Origin of the sequence: Rhodococcus sp. 06-156-4 (assembly GCF_002259345.1) — a bacterium.
Classification (GTDB): Bacteria; Actinomycetota; Actinomycetes; order Mycobacteriales; family Mycobacteriaceae; genus Rhodococcoides; species Rhodococcoides fascians_E.
Genome location: NZ_NPGB01000032.1, coordinates 1 through 14,473, shown reverse-complemented (window position 1 = coordinate 14,473; position 14,473 = coordinate 1). Strand labels below are relative to the sequence as shown.

Below are 14,473 nucleotides of genomic sequence, written 5' to 3'. Positions count from 1 at the left end.
CACCATGTCACTCGATTTCGAAGCCCCGAAAACGTCCGAGCCGGAGGATGTTCCGGATCCGACGCCGGCGTCGCGCACCAGCTCCGCGCCGCTGTGGAAGCTCCTTCTCCGCGACCGCGTCGCGACCGTCGCAGCAGGCATTCTGGTCCTGGTCTTCCTGACGGCGATCTTCGGGCCGATGCTCGTCGGCGACGCCGCCACCGCGCAGGACCTGAACCGCTCCAACCTGGCACCGTTCTCCCTCGACACCGGCTGGATGAACATCCTCGGGACCGATCCGCTCGGCCGCAGCATGCTCGCTCGTCTGATCGTCGCGTGCCAGACCACACTGTCGGTGGCGATCCCAGCGGTCATCCTGTCCGCCATCATCGGCTCGATCATCGGAATGTGGGCCGGCTACCACCGCGGGTGGCGTGAGACGACGGCGATGCGCGTCGCCGACGTCATCATGAGCTTCCCGTCGCTGCTGATGGCCGTCGTCGTGCTGTACGTCTTCTCCCCGAGCGCCGCGAACATCGTTCTGGTTCTTGCCATCACCCGCATTCCGATCTACCTGCGTACCGCCCGTGCCGAATCCGCGGAACTGCAGAGCCGGTTGTTCGTCGACGCCGCCCGTACCTTCGGTGCGTCGAGCGGGTCGGTCATTCGTCGGCACGTCGCACCGATCCTGTTGCCGACGCTGCTGACCGTCGCCACCTTGGACTTCTGCTTCGTCATGCTGGCGGAATCGTCACTGAGCTTCCTGGGCATCGGAATTCAGCCACCCGACGTCAGCTGGGGTCTCATGGTCGCGCAGGGCCGCACGTACCTGCAGACCGCCTGGTGGCTGTCGTTCTTCCCCGGCCTCGCCATCGTCATCACCACGGTGTCGGCCACCGTGCTCGCAGCCTGGGCACGCATCGCCACCGATCCCGCTCAGCGCTGGCGTCTGACCGTCCCGCGCTCGGCCAAGTCCCGCCTTCTCCCCGTCCGAAAGGTCGTCTCATGAGTGCACCTGCCCCAGCACGCCCGGACACCGACCGCATCGCCATGGACGTGCGAGACCTGACGGTCGATCTACGCACCCCCTCGGGCGTCATTCGCGCGGTCGACCACGTCACGTTCAGTGCGCGGCGTGGTGAAACCCTGGCTCTGCTCGGTGAATCCGGTTGCGGTAAGTCGATGACGGCACAGGCCGTCGTCGGCCTCCTCGAACCGATCGCCGACGTCACCGACGGTTCCGTGGAGATCGACAGCTCGGATCTCGGCAAGGTCGACCTGGTGTCCGCGAAGTCCAAGGTGCGACGCCACATCGCCGCAACGGAGCTGGCGATCGTCTTCCAGGACGCCCTCACCGCACTCAATCCGGTGTACACCGTCGGCACCCAGCTGGCCGAGCCGTTCCGCATCCACCGCGGACTGAGTGCGAAAGAAGCCAAAGTGGAGGCCATCTCGTTGATGCGCCGCGTCGGGATTCCGCAGCCGGAGTCGAGAGCGGACTCCTATCCCCACCAGTTCTCCGGTGGTATGCGTCAGCGTTTGCTCATCGCGATGGCCGTGGCCCTCAGCCCGTCGGTGCTGCTGGCCGACGAGCCGACCACGGCTCTGGACGTGACGGTGCAGGCACAGATCATGACCCTCCTCCGCGAGCTACGGACCGAACACGACATGGCCGTCGTGCTCATCACGCACGACCTCGCACTCGTCGCCGAGGAAGCCGACCGAGTGGCGATCATGTACGCGGGCAACGTCGTCGAGACGGGCCTGGTGTCCGAGGTGTTCGCCGATCCTCGCCACCCGTATACCAAGGGACTTCTCGATTCCGTTCCCGTACACGCGGTGCGCGGAGAGGACCTCAAGTCCATCGGTGGCACTCCGCCGGATCTGCACTCCGTGCCCGACGGATGCGTCTATCAAGCTCGATGCCCGCTCGCCCGGGACATCTGCATCGACCGACGCCCGTCCCTCGAACCCGTCGGAGACGGCCGATTCTCCGCCTGCCACTTTTCGAACGAGGTGTCTCATGTCTGAAACAGCCCGAGCAGAACAGCTTCTGACGGTCCGCGGATTGAACAAGACGTTCAAGGTGAGCGGAGGTGATCTCCGCGCACTCGATGCCATCGATCTGGATCTGCGTCGAGGCGAGACCCTCGGACTCGTCGGCGAATCCGGTTGCGGTAAGTCGACACTCGCCCGCACGCTGATGATGCTGGAGCGGCCGGACTCCGGAACCGTCGACTTCGACGGTGTCGACCCGTTCTCGCTGAAAGGCAAGGATCTCCTGGGGTTTCGCCGACGCGTCCAGATGGTGTTCCAGGACCCGTACGGTTCCCTCAACTCACGAATGACGGCCGCGGACATCATCAGCGAGCCGTGGCGGAGCCACAAGACCCTGTACAAGACTCGCCGGGATCGGTCCGCGAGAGTCCGAGAGCTGCTGCACCTGGTCGGTCTACGCCCGAGCGACGAGCACCGCTTCCCGCAGGAGTTCTCCGGCGGCCAGCGTCAGCGTCTCGGCATCGCTCGCGCACTGGCACTGAACCCCGACGTGATCATCTGCGACGAGCCGGTGTCGGCATTGGACCTCTCGGTGCAGGCACAGGTACTCAATCTGCTCAACGATCTGCAGAAGCAACTCGGGATCTCCTACGTGTTCATCTCGCACGATCTGTCGGTCGTCCGACACGTCGCCGACCGGGTGGCCGTCATGTACCTGGGCCGCATCGTCGAATCCGGGGCCACCGACGCCGTCTTCGACAGGCCGAGCCACCCCTACTCCGCCGCACTGATGTCCGCAGCGCCCAAGCTCGACGCTGCGTCACGCGGAGAGCGCATCCTGCTGAAGGGCGAGGTCCCGTCTCCGCTGAACCCACCGTCCGGATGCCGGTTCCGCACCCGCTGCTGGAAGGCGACCGAACTGTGCAGCTCGGACGCACCACCGGTTGCCCGCGACCGCAACGAAGTCGACCACATGGCCGAATGCCACTACCCACTCGTCGAGAACGATCTGGGCCTCGTCGCGGCCGGAACATGAGAGGTGTGCGGTGATCGGTGATCTGCCGCTGTCCGGGTTCGCCGTGGTGGCGTGCGCGATCCTGTTCGCGTCGTGCATGCAGGCGTCGATCGGATTCGGCATGGGAATGCTCGCGGCGCCGATCGTCGCGATCGTCGACCCGGGCCTCGTGCCCGGGACCCTGATCATGCTGGCGATTCTGGTCAGCACCATGGTGTTGATCAAGGAGGGAACGTCACTGGATCTCTCCGGCGCCAGCTGGGCGCTCGCCGGCCGGGTTCCCGGCACGATTCTCGGGGCGTTGCTGTTGGTGGCACTGCCGGAGCGTGGATTGGCGTTGATGCTCGCGGGTGTTGTTCTCCTCGGAATCGCGCTGACGTCGTTCGGATGGATTCCCCTGCCGCGCAGGCGGAATCTGATGGTGGCGGGAGCTGCTTCGGGCCTGCTGGGCACCGCCACGTCGATCGGCGGTCCGCCCATGGCGCTGGTGTGGCAGCGCAACACGGGTGCCAAGCTCCGCAGCACCATGAGCGCGTTCTTCCTCGTCGGATCCGTCATGTCGTTGGTCGCTCTCGCAGCCGCCGGGGCGGTGGACGGCCACACGGCCTGGCTGTTCGTTCTGCTCGCGCCGGCCACGATCCTCGGCTACGTACTGTCTCGTTTCGTCAACCGACTGATGGACCGGAGGCGGCTGAGACTCACCGCCATCGCGGTGTCGACCATCGGTGCTGTCGTCCTGATCGGACAGCAGCTCGTCACCCTGTGAGTGTCAACTACTCACCAACTGGGTAGTTACGGGACATGAGCGAACCCCGACACCGCGCCCTGATCGTCGGTGCCACCGGAATCTCCGGTCAAGCACTGTGCCGCGAGACCCTCGCGAAAGGCTGGACCACCTACGGGCTCAGCCGCAGCGGAAAGACCCCCGTCGACGGCGTCACGCCCGTGGCGGCCGACCTGCTCGACACCGCAAGCCTGACCGACGCTCTCGCCGAGGTGAACCCCGACATCGTCTTCTTCACGGCATGGATGAAGAAGGACTCCGAGAAAGAGAACATCGAGGTCAACTCGGCCACACTGCGTAACGTCCTCGACGTGCTCGGGCCGTCCGGAACGGTGAAACACGTCGCGCTGATGACCGGCCTCAAGCACTACCTCGGGCCGTTCGACGCCTACGGCGAAGCCGTGATGGCCGAGACCCCGTTCCACGAGTCGGAAGAGCGATTCGACACACCCAACTTCTACTACGCCCAGGAAGACGAATTGTTCGCCGGAGCGGACAAGTACGACTTCACGTGGAGTGTGCACCGTGCGCACACGATCTCCGGCTTCGCCGTCGGCAACGCGATGAACATGGTGCTCACCCTGTCCGTCTACGCCTCGATCTGCGCCGAGTCGGGCACCCCCTTCGTCTTTCCCGGGTCCGACACCCAGTGGAACGGTCTGACCGACCTCACCGACGCGGACCTGCTCGCCGAACAGATGGTGTGGGCATCGTCGAACGACAACGGTAGGAACGAAGCGTTCAACATCGCCAACGGCGACGTGTTCCGCTGGCGCTGGATGTGGCCGCAGTTCGCGGAGATGTTCGGTGTCGAGCCCGAAGGGTACGACGGCGAACCGCGCCCGCTCGAACCTCGGATGGCGGATGCCGCCGAGACGTGGGCACGTATCGCCGCGACGCACGATCTGGTCGAACCCGACGTCACGAAGCTCGCATCCTGGTGGCACACCGACGGCGATCTCGGTCGCGACATGGAATGCCTCACCGACATGAACAAGTCCAAGAAGGCCGGATTCCTCGGCTTCCGATCGACACCCGACGGCATCGCATCGGTGGTGCAGCGCTACCGCGACGCCCGACTGATCCCCTGACCTACACCCCCTCGGTCAGGTCCCTGACCTCTGCGTACCGTGCGCGGATCGACGGCGTCGGATCGGCCTCGTAGGTGCGGGCGGGCGCCGACTCCCATTGCGGCGGCTCGGGAGTCTGCGCCAACGCCCATGCAGCTTGGCGGGCGGCGCCGTCGGCGACGTACTCGCCCGGCTCCGGAACCACGACGGGCATACCGAGAATGGCAGGCGCCAGCTCACGCAGTGCTGCCGACTTGGCACCGCCGCCGACGAGCAGGACTCGCGTGGTCTCGATTCCGGCATCCCGGAGTGCGTCGATGCCGTCGGCGAGCCCGCACAGCAGGCCCTCGACGGCTGCGCGGGCCAGGTGACCCGGCGTCGAATTACCCAGGCGCAGACCGTGAACGGCCCCGGATGCGTCCGGCCGGTTGGGAGTCCGCTCGCCTTCGAGGTACGGAACGAGAACGAGGCCGTCACTCGGCGTCGCCAATGCGAGCCGGGACAGTTCTGCATGGTCGACGCCCAGCAGCGACGCCGTTGCGTCGAGCACTCTGGCTGCGTTCAACGTGCAGACCAACGGCAGCTGACGTCCGGTCGCGTCGGCGAAACCGGCGATGATTCCCGACGGGTCGGCCGCGGCGACGTCGGTCACCGCCGAGACGACACCCGACGTGCCGACCGATACCACCACGTCGCCTGGGCGAGCAGCCAATCCGAGTGCGGCTGCCGCATTGTCACCGGTACCGGGACCGATCACCGCACCGCCTGCCGTCTCGCCGATACGCTCGAACGGCGTTGCAACTCGGGGCAATCGGGGCGTGCGGCCGCGGAATCCCAGTTCCAGCAAATCGTGTCGGTACTGTCCGGTCGCCGCCGAGAAGTACCCGGTACCGCTGGCGTCGCCGCGGTCCGTGCCGAGCGCGTCCAGACCCGGGGCGCCGGCAAGCTGCCAACTCAGCCAGTCGTGCGGAAGACACACCGCTGCAGTGCGATCTGCGTTCTCCGGTTCGTTGTCCGCAAGCCACCGAAGCTTCGTCACCGTGATCGACGCCAGCGGAACCACGCCGACCGCGTCGGCCCACCCCTGCGCGCCCAACTCGTTCACCAGGTCCGCACCCGACGGCGCCGACCGTGTGTCGTTCCACAGGAGGGCAGGCCGAACGACGTCGCCCGACGAGTCCAGACAGACCATCCCGTGCTGCTGAGCGCCGACGGACACGGCGTCGACGTCCTCCAGTCCACCCGCGTCGGCGACAGCGGTGTCGAGCGCCTTCTTCCATTCGGCCGGGTCGATTTCGGTTCCGGACGGGTGCGACGCCCGCCCACTACGAACGAGCTCTCCCGAATCCGCATCGCGTACAAAGACTTTGCACGATTGAGTGGACGAGTCGATACCTGCGACGAGAGCCAAGATCGAAGATCCTTCCAGCGCGAGAAACGGTTCAGTCGACTCTACCGGCCCGGACGAACGACACAGCCGATTCCGTAGGTAGGAGTTCTCGACACTCGCGAAACTGGGATACCTTCGTCAGCTATGCGTGACACCGAGGACTCCGAGGCCTTTCGTCTGACCGTGGCGAAGGCCGCACTCGACCTGTTCTCCGTCCGCGGATACGACGCCACCTCGGTGGACGACATCGCCGAGGCGTCGGGCATCTCGCGTCGTACGTTCTTCCGTCAATTCAAAGGCAAGGACGACGTCATCTTCGTCGACCACGAGATCCTCCTCGCTCAGGCCGCCGCGTTCCTCGACGCCGAACACGACGATCCCTGGGTTGCCGTGTGCGACGCCGCCCAGCTCGTCTTCGATCGTTTCACCGACTGGAAGGAGTACGCCCGACTCCGCTACCAGGTGGTGCACCAGAATCCGGCGCTCCGCGACCGAGAGATCGTGACCGTGTTCAAGTACGAGCGATTGTTCGTCGACTACCTGCGCAGCGCCGCCCCCGACCACTCGCACCTCGAAACGATCCAGTTCTGCGCGACGGTCACAGCCACCCACAACTACGTACTCCGGCGCATGATTCGCGACGGCATCGACACCGCGCCCGGCGACCTGCGGGCCGCCTTGAGCACGGTGCGCGAGGGATACGGGTCCTCGGCAAGAGGGGCAGGCACCGACTCTGCCGACTCCGAGGGCCGATCCGACGACGTAGTGGTGGCCGTGTTCCGGCGGGGAACATCGACCGAGGCCGTCGTCGACGCACTCGGGGAGCACCTGGACGGGTGACATCTCGGCTTGTCGGGCGAGCGGAGCCTGGCACCCAGTGCCAGGAAACCTTGCTCGAATGTCCAAGTCTGCCGTAGTCTCGACTCATACGTGGCACTGAGTGCCTACCGATCTATGCCGTAGGAGTTGCACCATGGCCGGTAATCCGGACTTCGACCTCTTCCGCCTTCCGGAGGAGCACGACGAGCTGCGCGCAGCCATCCGCGCGCTGTCCGAGAAGGAAATCGCCCCGCACGCGAAGGCGGTCGACGAGGATTCTCGCTTCCCGGAGGAGGCGCTGACGGCTCTCAACAACTCCGGCTTCAACGCCATCCACGTCCCCGAGGAATACGAAGGCCAGGGAGCGGACTCGGTTGCCACCTGCATTGTTATCGAAGAGGTCGCCCGCGTCTGCGGTTCCTCGTCGCTGATCCCCGCAGTGAACAAGCTCGGCACCATGGGCCTGATCCTCAACGGCTCCGACGAGCTGAAGAAGCAGGTCCTGCCGTCGCTCGCCGGCGGCGCCATGGCGTCCTACGCCCTGTCCGAGCGTGAGGCGGGTTCCGACGCCGCCAGCATGCGGACTCGCGCCGCAGCCGACGGTGACGACTGGATCCTCAACGGATCGAAGTGTTGGATCACCAACGGCGGCAAGTCCGACTGGTACACAGTCATGGCCGTCACCGACCCCGACAAGGGTGCCAACGGCATCAGCTCGTTCATCGTGCACAAGGACGACGAGGGCTTCGTCGTCGGCCCGAAGGAGAAGAAGCTCGGCATCAAGGGCTCGCCGACGGCGGAGCTCTACTTCGAGAACTGCAAGATCCCCGGCGACCGCATCATCGGCGAGCCCGGCACCGGCTTCAAGACTGCGCTGCAGACTCTCGATCACACGCGTCCCACGATCGGCGCTCAGGCTGTCGGCCTCGCACAGGGCGCACTCGACGCTGCGATCGAATACACAAAGGACCGCAAGCAGTTCGGCCAGTCCATCTCGAGCTTCCAGGCCGTGCAGTTCATGCTGGCCGACATGGCGATGAAGGTCGAAGCAGCGCGCCTCATGGTCTACACCTCGGCTGCCCGCGCCGAGCGCGGCGAGAAGAACCTCGGATTCATCTCCGCCGCATCGAAGTGCTTCGCGTCCGACGTCGCGATGGAGGTCACCACCGACGCCGTTCAGCTGTTCGGCGGCGCCGGATACACCACCGACTTCCCGGTCGAACGCATGATGCGCGACGCCAAGATCACGCAGATCTACGAGGGCACCAACCAGATCCAGCGTGTCGTCATGTCCCGGGCGCTGCTGAAATGAGCACCATCGAACTGGTAGGAGTCATCGGCGGCGGCACCATGGGTGCCGGTATCGCCGAGGTCGCTGCGCGTGCGGGCTCGTCGGTCATCGTTCTCGAGACCAGCCAGGCAGCCGCCGACGCAGCCGAGGCACGCCTGGACAAGTCCTTCGCTCGCGCAGTCAAATCCGGACGCATCGAGGCCGACGCAGCCGAGAAAGCCCGTGCGGCAATCTCGTTGACGCTGGACATCGAGGACTTCGCGGACCGTGACCTGGTCGTCGAAGCCGCACCGGAGATCGAGTCGCTCAAGCTGGAGCTGTTCGGCAAGCTCGATTCCATCGTCAAGCCCGAGGGCATCCTCGCGACCAACACGTCGTCGATCCCGGTCATCAAGATGGCGAACGCCACGAAGCGGCCGGGCCAGGTCGTCGGCGTGCACTTCTTCAATCCCGTTCCGGTGCTCCCGCTCGTGGAGATCGTCGTGAGCCTGGTGACCAGCGAAGACACCGTCGCCGCCGTGACCGAGTACGCGGGGAACACGCTGGGCAAGAAGACGATCCGCTCCGGAGACCGGGCCGGGTTCATCGTCAACGCTCTGCTCATCCCGTACCTGGTGTCCGCGATCAGGATGTTCGAATCCGGCTTCGCCAGCGCCGAGGACATCGACGAGGGCATGGTCAACGGGTGCGCCCACCCGATGGGACCCTTGCGCCTGACCGATACCGTCGGCCTCGACGTCACCCTGGCCGTCGCGGAATCGCTGTACGCAGAGTTCGGCGAGACCCACTACGCACCGCCTCCGCTGCTTCGACGCAAGGTCGAAGCCGGGCAGCTCGGCCGCAAGACCGGTCAAGGCTTCTACACCTACTGATCCACCGCTCCACCGCAGCATGACTGCGCCACTGTGGCTTTCTGACAGCCCTGCACAACGCTCAGACGGTTGCTGTGGCGCAGTCATGCGTTTGCGACGCATGACTGCAGGGAAAGCAGCGGGAGTACTGAATCGAGACACCGGTTCGCATTCACACTCCACGTTTGGGAGACGCATTCACCGTGACGGACCAATACACATTCACCGATCCTGTGACGCAGTACCGTCAGGAGGGGTACCCCGAGCAGCATCAGGATCCGCCGGGTCTGGCCTCGGATCTGCAACCGAAGGCCGATCACGGCGAGGACACCTACCGTGGCACGAACAGGCTGGCGGGACGCAAAGCCCTTGTCACCGGTGCCGATTCGGGCATCGGACGCGCTGCGGCCATTGCCATCGCGCGTGAGGGCGCGGATGTCGTGCTCAATTATCTGCCGTCCGAGGAGAAGGATGCGCAGGAAGTCGCGCAGCTGATTCGCGACGCCGGACGCACTGCAGTACTCGCGCCTGCCGATCTGACCGACGAGCAGGGTGCCCGCGGGATAGTCCGGACAGCGGTCGAGGAATTGGGTGGGCTGGACCTGCTCGTCACGGTGGCCGGGAAGCAGCAGTTCGTCGAGGATCTGGCCGACCTGACCTCCGAGCAGTTCGATGCGACGTTCAAGACAAACGTCTACGCACTGTTCTGGACCATTCAGGAGGCTGTTCCGCACATGCCGCCGGGATCGACCATCGTCAACACCAGTTCCATCCAGGCGTACACCCCCTCGCCCGGCCTGGTGGATTACGCCACCACCAAGATGGCCATCAACACGATGAGCAAGGCCCTCGCGCAGCAGTTGGCGCCCAAGGGAATTCGAGTGAACGTCGTGGCGCCCGGCCCGTTCTGGACGCCGTTGCAGGCGTCGGGAGGGCAGCCGACGTCGGCTCTGCCGGAGTTCGGCAAGGAGACCCCGATCGACCGCGCCGGTCAGCCCGCCGAACTCGCCGGGGCCTACGTCTACCTGTCGTCCGCGGAATCGGGCTACGTGACGGGTGAGACCCTCAACGTCAACGGCGGAATGCCGACGCCGTAGAGCGGAGGGGAGGTCTGCCGGGTAGGCAGACCTCCCACGGCCGCTAGTCCTTCGGGCCGCCGGCGGCGTAGACGACCTGACCGGAGATGAATCCTGCACCCTCGCTCACGAAGAACGACGCGAGGTGTGCGATGTCGTCGGGGTTGCCGACTCGGTTGACCGGAATCTGTGACGCTGCAGCGGCTTTGAAGTCCTCGAACGGCACGCCGACGCGTTCGGCCGTGGCAGCCGTCATCTCGGTCTCGATGAAACCGGGAGCGATGGCGTTGGCGGTGACGCCGAACTTGCCGAGCTCGATGGCCAGGGTCTTGGTGAACCCTTGCATGCCTGCCTTGGCGGCCGAATAGTTGGCCTGCCCGCGGTTACCGAGAGCGGACGTACTGGACAGGTTGACGATGCGACCCCACTTCGCGTCGATCATGTGCTTCTGAACTGCACGGGTCATCAGGAACGAACCACGCAGGTGCACGCCCAGAACGGAGTCCCAGTCCTCGACGGTCATCTTGAACAGCAGGTTGTCGCGCGTGATTCCGGCGTTGTTGATCAGCACGGTCGGTGCGCCGAACTCGGTGGCGATGCGGTCCACCGCGGTCTTGACCGACTCCTCGTCGGCGACGTTCGCACCGATGGCAACAGCCTGCCCGCCCGCAGACTGGATCGCTCCGACGGTATCGGAACATGCTGCCTCGTCGAGGTCGACGACGGCGACGCCGAATCCGTCCTTGGCCAGGCGTTTCGCTACCGCCGCGCCGATTCCCCGTGCTGCTCCGGTCACCACTGCGGTCTTGACTGCATCACTCACGTGCGTCTCCCTGAAGTTGCGATGGATGAAACCTCTGTCACCTGTTCTACCAACAACCGAGTGACCGCTCAGTAAGCGGCCACCGCGCCGTCGAGGGCCTGCTGCATACCGTCGGACACGGTGCGCGTGATGTGCAACGGCTTCTCCGGCAGATCGGTGATCGGAGTGTCGATGTACACGCTCGCCGATTTGAGCTTCTGCGGGTCGCCGTAGCTCAGCCCGATGCAGATCAGAACCGGCTCGACGCCGAGCGCACGAACGCGCGAGACGATGTGGCCGATGCCGCTGCCCACCTTCTGCACCTTCGTCGGATCCTCGAGGTTGCAGGTTCCTTCGGGGAAGATCGCCAAGTCGTCACCGCGTCGCACCCGCTCGGCACTGACGTCCATCATGCGGTTGCCTGCCGCGCTGACGGCCCGCATTCCGTGATTCTTCCCGCGGAACACCGGTATTCCGCCCATCATGTCGATCCGCCTGCGCTGCTTGGGTTCCTGGAACAGCTCGTCCTTGGCCAGCACCCGTGTCCGTCCGATGACCGGGCGCAGCGGCGACGCCCATGCCGTCGCGGCGACGGTGTACGGGTCCGTCTCCGACAGGTGGTTGACGGCAATGATCAGGCGCGTGTCGTCGTAGACGAGGCGACGCAGTTCCTCCCGTGCGCCCTCGGGGTAGCTCACGCGCGGCTTGAAGCGCCTGGCCAGCGTTGCGTAGGCCAATCTCGCGACCTGACGGTTCTGCTGGTGGCGCAGATAGAAGTCGTAAACAGTGGTGTCGTTCTCCAGAATTACCGCGGGTCGATCCATGGAGGGAAGCTTAGCTACCCGAAGATCGGAAACCGACGCTTCGTCGCGAGGTCGTCCATTCCGCTCTGGATGAGCGCGCGCACTTCCTCGTATTTCGCGTCGACGTAGTCCTCGTCCTCGCAGCGCGTCGGGTCGTGGTCGACGGTGATCGCCGGCATGAACCTGGTGCGGATCTTCGCCGGAAGCGGAATCTGAGGGAGCGCCGCGGGGGCGATGATCCACGGCAGAGACAGTGCAATCGGGAACACCTTGAGCCGTGCGATCCGGTCGAGTCCCAGCACTCGCGCGAGCCTGTCACCTCGAACGAGCACGGGCATCGCGTCGGCCCCGCCGACCGTCGCGACCGGGACGATCGGAACGCCCATGCGGATCGCCATCTTGACGAAACCCGTTCGCCCGCCGAGGGTTGCGACATCGCGTTCGCTCCACGGCCGCAGCGAGTCCACTTCGCCGCCCGGCCAGACGATGACGTCGCGGCCCTCGGCCAGTGCGGTCGCCATGGAGTCCGGGGCGGCCGGAAGCACACCCATCGCGCGAAACACCGTTCCGATGACGGGGAACGCCATCAGCGCGTCGTGCGCTGTGCCGTGCAGAGTCCGCTTCTCGCCGAAGCGTCGCCACCACTGGGCACCGACAGTCCACGCGTCCCACACGAACGGTGCTCCGGTGTGGACTCCGACGACGAGCACCGGAGGGTCGGGGATGTTGTCCCATCCGTCGATCTCCATCCGGAACCATTTGTCGGTGACGAACCGCCAGAACCGCACCTGCCGATCCATCGCGGCCGTGTTCTGATCGTCCAGATCCCAGTCCCCCGCCCGTTCGGCGACGTATCCCCCCAATCCCCCTTCTTGCCGGTCGCGGCGGTGCTTCATCTTCACCCGTGCCGCCGCGGCCTGCCGCTGAGCTTGCTCCTGCAGTTCCTCACTCCGGTGATCTGCATCACTCATACCCGAACCGTACTCCACCCCGTCAAGAACTAATGTCCATACAAAGCACGGATCGGGAGGTTGTACCAATGGCCATCGCATGGGCGTCGTATCCCTACGCCGAGCACGTGGTCGTCGTGACCGGCGGCGGCTCGGGTATCGGCCGAGCCGTCGCTGTCGCGTTCCTGGAACAGGGTGCGACGGTATGCGTCCTCGGCAGGTCCGACGCCACACTGCGGGAGACCGTCGCCGGCTGGGGAGACCGAGCATCGGCGTGGGTCGTCGACGTGACGCAACGCGACGAGGTCGACCGCGTCGTGGCGAACATCGTTGCGCGACACGGCCGAATCGACGTCGTCGTCAACAACGCGGGACTCAGCGAACCCACGGTCATCGACGACTTCGACCACTCGGCGTGGGACCGGATGCGCGCGGTCAATCTCGACGCGCTCATCCATCGCGCGAGCCACGGTTCCCCACCTCGAACGATCGGGAGGCAACTTGATCGCGATGTCGTCGGTCGCCGGCCTGGGCGGCGACTGGGGCCAGTTCGCGTACAACGCGACGAAGGGCGGCGTGAACACCTTGGTGCAGAGCCTCGCTCTGGATCTGGGACGACGTGGGATCAGGGTGAACGCCATCGCCCCCGCGTTCACGGCGACCCAACAGACGAAGTCCCGCCTCGACGACCCCACATTCCGCGGCGCACTGATGGACCGCGTCGCCCTCGACCGCGTCGGCGAGCCGGAAGACATTGCGCGCGTGGCACTCTTCCTCGCCTCACCCGACGCCGCCTACATGACGGGCGTGATCGTCCCAGTCGACGGCGGCACCACTGCATCCGTCGGGACTCCCCGGCCGCCGGCCTGACGATCGACTCGTCCGCAATCGAGCACAGGTTGTGTGAACGATCTCCCAGCGGGTATCTCAGGCCCAGGCAACCCGAAGGGACTACTCGTCATGGCCAAGAACAAGACCGCGCCCGGTCCGCGTTGGATCAAGACCGCAGAGAACCGCACCGGAATCATCCTGGTGATGTCCGGCATCGTCGCTGCCGCGTTGTTCATCACCGCACTCGCAGGTGGCTTCGAGGGATGGGTATGGATCGCCGGTATCGCAACGATCGTGCTGGTGGCGTCCGGCGTCCTTCTACTACGCGCCGGCGCGAAGCGCGCCACGGCGGCTCGGCCCGTCCTCTACCATCCCGACTCTCCCGACGTGGTGCTCGACATCGATCCCGACACCGGTGAGCGGACACCGCACAAGGACTGATTCACCCGAACGATCCACAGCGCCGTCCGCGAACCGCGGATGGCGTTGTGTGCTGTGTGCTGTGTGCTGTGTCCGGATGTCCCATCCACCGCCTCGACGAAACGGTCGAAAGTGTCGGCGAAATTGTCTTAACATTCGCACATGGACTGGTGTAGTCTTCAAGCACCATAGTGACACAGCACACACGACGGCCTCGCACCCGACCGTCCCGAACCGAAGAAGGACACAACCAATGTCCGCATCCACCACGCCTGACCTGACTCCCGCACTCGCCCAGCGAGTACATCGGCATCACGTCGTCATCATCGGCTCCGGGTTCGGCGGTCTCTTCGCGGCGAAACAACTGCGCAAGGCCAACGTCGACGTCACGCTG

General features: G+C 65.4%; 15 protein-coding genes and 1 pseudogene. 12 read left to right on the top strand and 4 right to left on the bottom strand.

Features of this window, described 5'->3' with window-relative positions:
• The first annotated feature begins 4 nt into the window (after positions 1-4).
• Genes CH290_RS24595 through CH290_RS24575 form a run of 5 tightly spaced genes read left to right on the top strand, consistent with a single transcriptional unit; the run spans position 5 to position 4,867 of the window.
• On the top strand, positions 5-988 hold the full coding sequence (locus CH290_RS24595; protein ID WP_019666861.1) for an ABC transporter permease: 984 nt from the start codon (positions 5-7) through the stop codon (positions 986-988).
• Entirely contained in the window at positions 985-2,010 is a 1,026-nt protein-coding gene (locus tag CH290_RS24590; protein ID WP_020112377.1) for an ABC transporter ATP-binding protein, read from the top strand. Before CH290_RS24595 ends, CH290_RS24590 begins: the two co-directional genes overlap by 4 nt.
• The gene (locus tag CH290_RS24585) at positions 2,003-3,013 is read left to right on the top strand and encodes an ABC transporter ATP-binding protein (protein ID WP_020112378.1); all 1,011 of its coding nucleotides are present in this window, start codon (positions 2,003-2,005) and stop codon (positions 3,011-3,013) included. The genes CH290_RS24590 and CH290_RS24585 overlap by 8 nt, the downstream gene beginning before the upstream one ends.
• A gap of 28 nt (positions 3,014-3,041) precedes the next feature.
• Positions 3,042-3,758 carry a sulfite exporter TauE/SafE family protein gene (locus tag CH290_RS24580; protein WP_170947496.1) on the top strand — a complete coding sequence of 239 codons (717 nt, stop codon included), beginning with the start codon at positions 3,042-3,044 and terminating at the stop codon, positions 3,756-3,758.
• A gap of 35 nt (positions 3,759-3,793) precedes the next feature.
• Positions 3,794-4,867 carry an SDR family oxidoreductase gene (locus CH290_RS24575; RefSeq protein WP_033190320.1) on the top strand — a complete coding sequence of 358 codons (1,074 nt, stop codon included), beginning with the start codon at positions 3,794-3,796 and terminating at the stop codon, positions 4,865-4,867.
• Between the two features lies 1 nt (position 4,868).
• On the opposite strand, the gene xylB is transcribed toward CH290_RS24575, so the two are convergent.
• Entirely contained in the window at positions 4,869-6,257 is a 1,389-nt protein-coding gene (gene xylB, locus CH290_RS24570) for a xylulokinase (protein ID WP_033190321.1), read from the bottom strand.
• A gap of 123 nt (positions 6,258-6,380) precedes the next feature.
• Here xylB and CH290_RS24565 point away from each other — a divergent pair, with 123 nt between their 5' ends.
• The 4 genes from CH290_RS24565 (at position 6,381) to CH290_RS24550 (ending at position 10,294) form a co-directional block, all read left to right on the top strand.
• A complete protein-coding gene (locus CH290_RS24565; RefSeq protein ID WP_020112381.1) occupies positions 6,381-7,076 on the top strand; it encodes a TetR family transcriptional regulator in 696 nt (231 codons plus the stop codon).
• A 133-nt stretch (positions 7,077-7,209) separates the two neighbouring features.
• A complete protein-coding gene (locus CH290_RS24560) occupies positions 7,210-8,367 on the top strand; it encodes an acyl-CoA dehydrogenase (RefSeq protein WP_019666868.1) in 1,158 nt (385 codons plus the stop codon).
• 5 nt (positions 8,368-8,372) lie between these two features.
• Positions 8,373-9,218, top strand: coding sequence for a 3-hydroxybutyryl-CoA dehydrogenase (locus CH290_RS24555; protein WP_026348093.1), 846 nt, complete (start codon positions 8,373-8,375; stop codon positions 9,216-9,218).
• A 164-nt stretch (positions 9,219-9,382) separates the two neighbouring features.
• Positions 9,383-10,294, top strand: coding sequence for an SDR family oxidoreductase (locus tag CH290_RS24550; protein ID WP_080748788.1), 912 nt, complete (start codon positions 9,383-9,385; stop codon positions 10,292-10,294).
• A gap of 43 nt (positions 10,295-10,337) precedes the next feature.
• Here CH290_RS24550 and fabG read toward each other — a convergent pair whose 3' ends face one another.
• The 3 genes from fabG to CH290_RS24535 all read right to left on the bottom strand — a co-directional run bounded on the left by fabG (position 10,338) and on the right by CH290_RS24535 (position 12,849).
• Positions 10,338-11,096, bottom strand: coding sequence for a 3-oxoacyl-ACP reductase FabG (fabG, locus tag CH290_RS24545; RefSeq protein WP_019666871.1), 759 nt, complete (start codon positions 11,094-11,096; stop codon positions 10,338-10,340).
• Between the two features lie 68 nt (positions 11,097-11,164).
• Positions 11,165-11,899 (bottom strand): 1-acyl-sn-glycerol-3-phosphate acyltransferase, encoded by a 735-nt coding sequence (locus tag CH290_RS24540; RefSeq protein WP_019666872.1) that lies wholly within the window; start codon positions 11,897-11,899, stop codon positions 11,165-11,167.
• Between the two features lie 14 nt (positions 11,900-11,913).
• Positions 11,914-12,849 (bottom strand): lysophospholipid acyltransferase family protein, encoded by a 936-nt coding sequence (locus CH290_RS24535; RefSeq protein WP_033190333.1) that lies wholly within the window; start codon positions 12,847-12,849, stop codon positions 11,914-11,916.
• 32 nt (positions 12,850-12,881) lie between these two features.
• Between CH290_RS24535 and budC the strand changes: the two are divergent.
• From budC to CH290_RS30815, 3 genes and pseudogenes are all read left to right on the top strand, one after another.
• Positions 12,882-13,698, top strand: a pseudogene (budC, locus tag CH290_RS24530) (meso-2,3-butanediol dehydrogenase).
• A gap of 90 nt (positions 13,699-13,788) precedes the next feature.
• The gene (locus CH290_RS24525; protein ID WP_230594019.1) at positions 13,789-14,100 is read left to right on the top strand and encodes a hypothetical protein; all 312 of its coding nucleotides are present in this window, start codon (positions 13,789-13,791) and stop codon (positions 14,098-14,100) included.
• Between the two features lie 232 nt (positions 14,101-14,332).
• Positions 14,333-14,473, top strand: a 141-nt coding sequence (locus CH290_RS30815; protein ID WP_170947493.1) for an NAD(P)-binding protein, incomplete at its 3' end; no start/stop codon positions are given.

Excerpts from the sequence above, each read along its gene's own strand:
- CH290_RS24535 (WP_033190333.1), bottom strand. The coding sequence starts at position 12,849 with ATGAGTGATGCAGATCACCGGAGTGAGGAACTGCAGGAGCAAGCTCAG.
- CH290_RS24540 (WP_019666872.1), bottom strand. The coding sequence starts at position 11,899 with ATGGATCGACCCGCGGTAATTCTGGAGAACGACACCACTGTTTACGAC.
- CH290_RS24560 (WP_019666868.1), top strand. The coding sequence starts at position 7,210 with ATGGCCGGTAATCCGGACTTCGACCTCTTCCGCCTTCCGGAGGAGCAC.
- CH290_RS24565 (WP_020112381.1), top strand. The coding sequence starts at position 6,381 with ATGCGTGACACCGAGGACTCCGAGGCCTTTCGTCTGACCGTGGCGAAG.
- CH290_RS24590 (WP_020112377.1), top strand. The coding sequence starts at position 985 with ATGAGTGCACCTGCCCCAGCACGCCCGGACACCGACCGCATCGCCATG.
- CH290_RS24575 (WP_033190320.1), top strand. The coding sequence starts at position 3,794 with ATGAGCGAACCCCGACACCGCGCCCTGATCGTCGGTGCCACCGGAATC.
- CH290_RS24595 (WP_019666861.1), top strand. The coding sequence starts at position 5 with ATGTCACTCGATTTCGAAGCCCCGAAAACGTCCGAGCCGGAGGATGTT.
- CH290_RS24585 (WP_020112378.1), top strand. The coding sequence starts at position 2,003 with ATGTCTGAAACAGCCCGAGCAGAACAGCTTCTGACGGTCCGCGGATTG.
- CH290_RS24525 (WP_230594019.1), top strand. The coding sequence starts at position 13,789 with ATGGCCAAGAACAAGACCGCGCCCGGTCCGCGTTGGATCAAGACCGCA.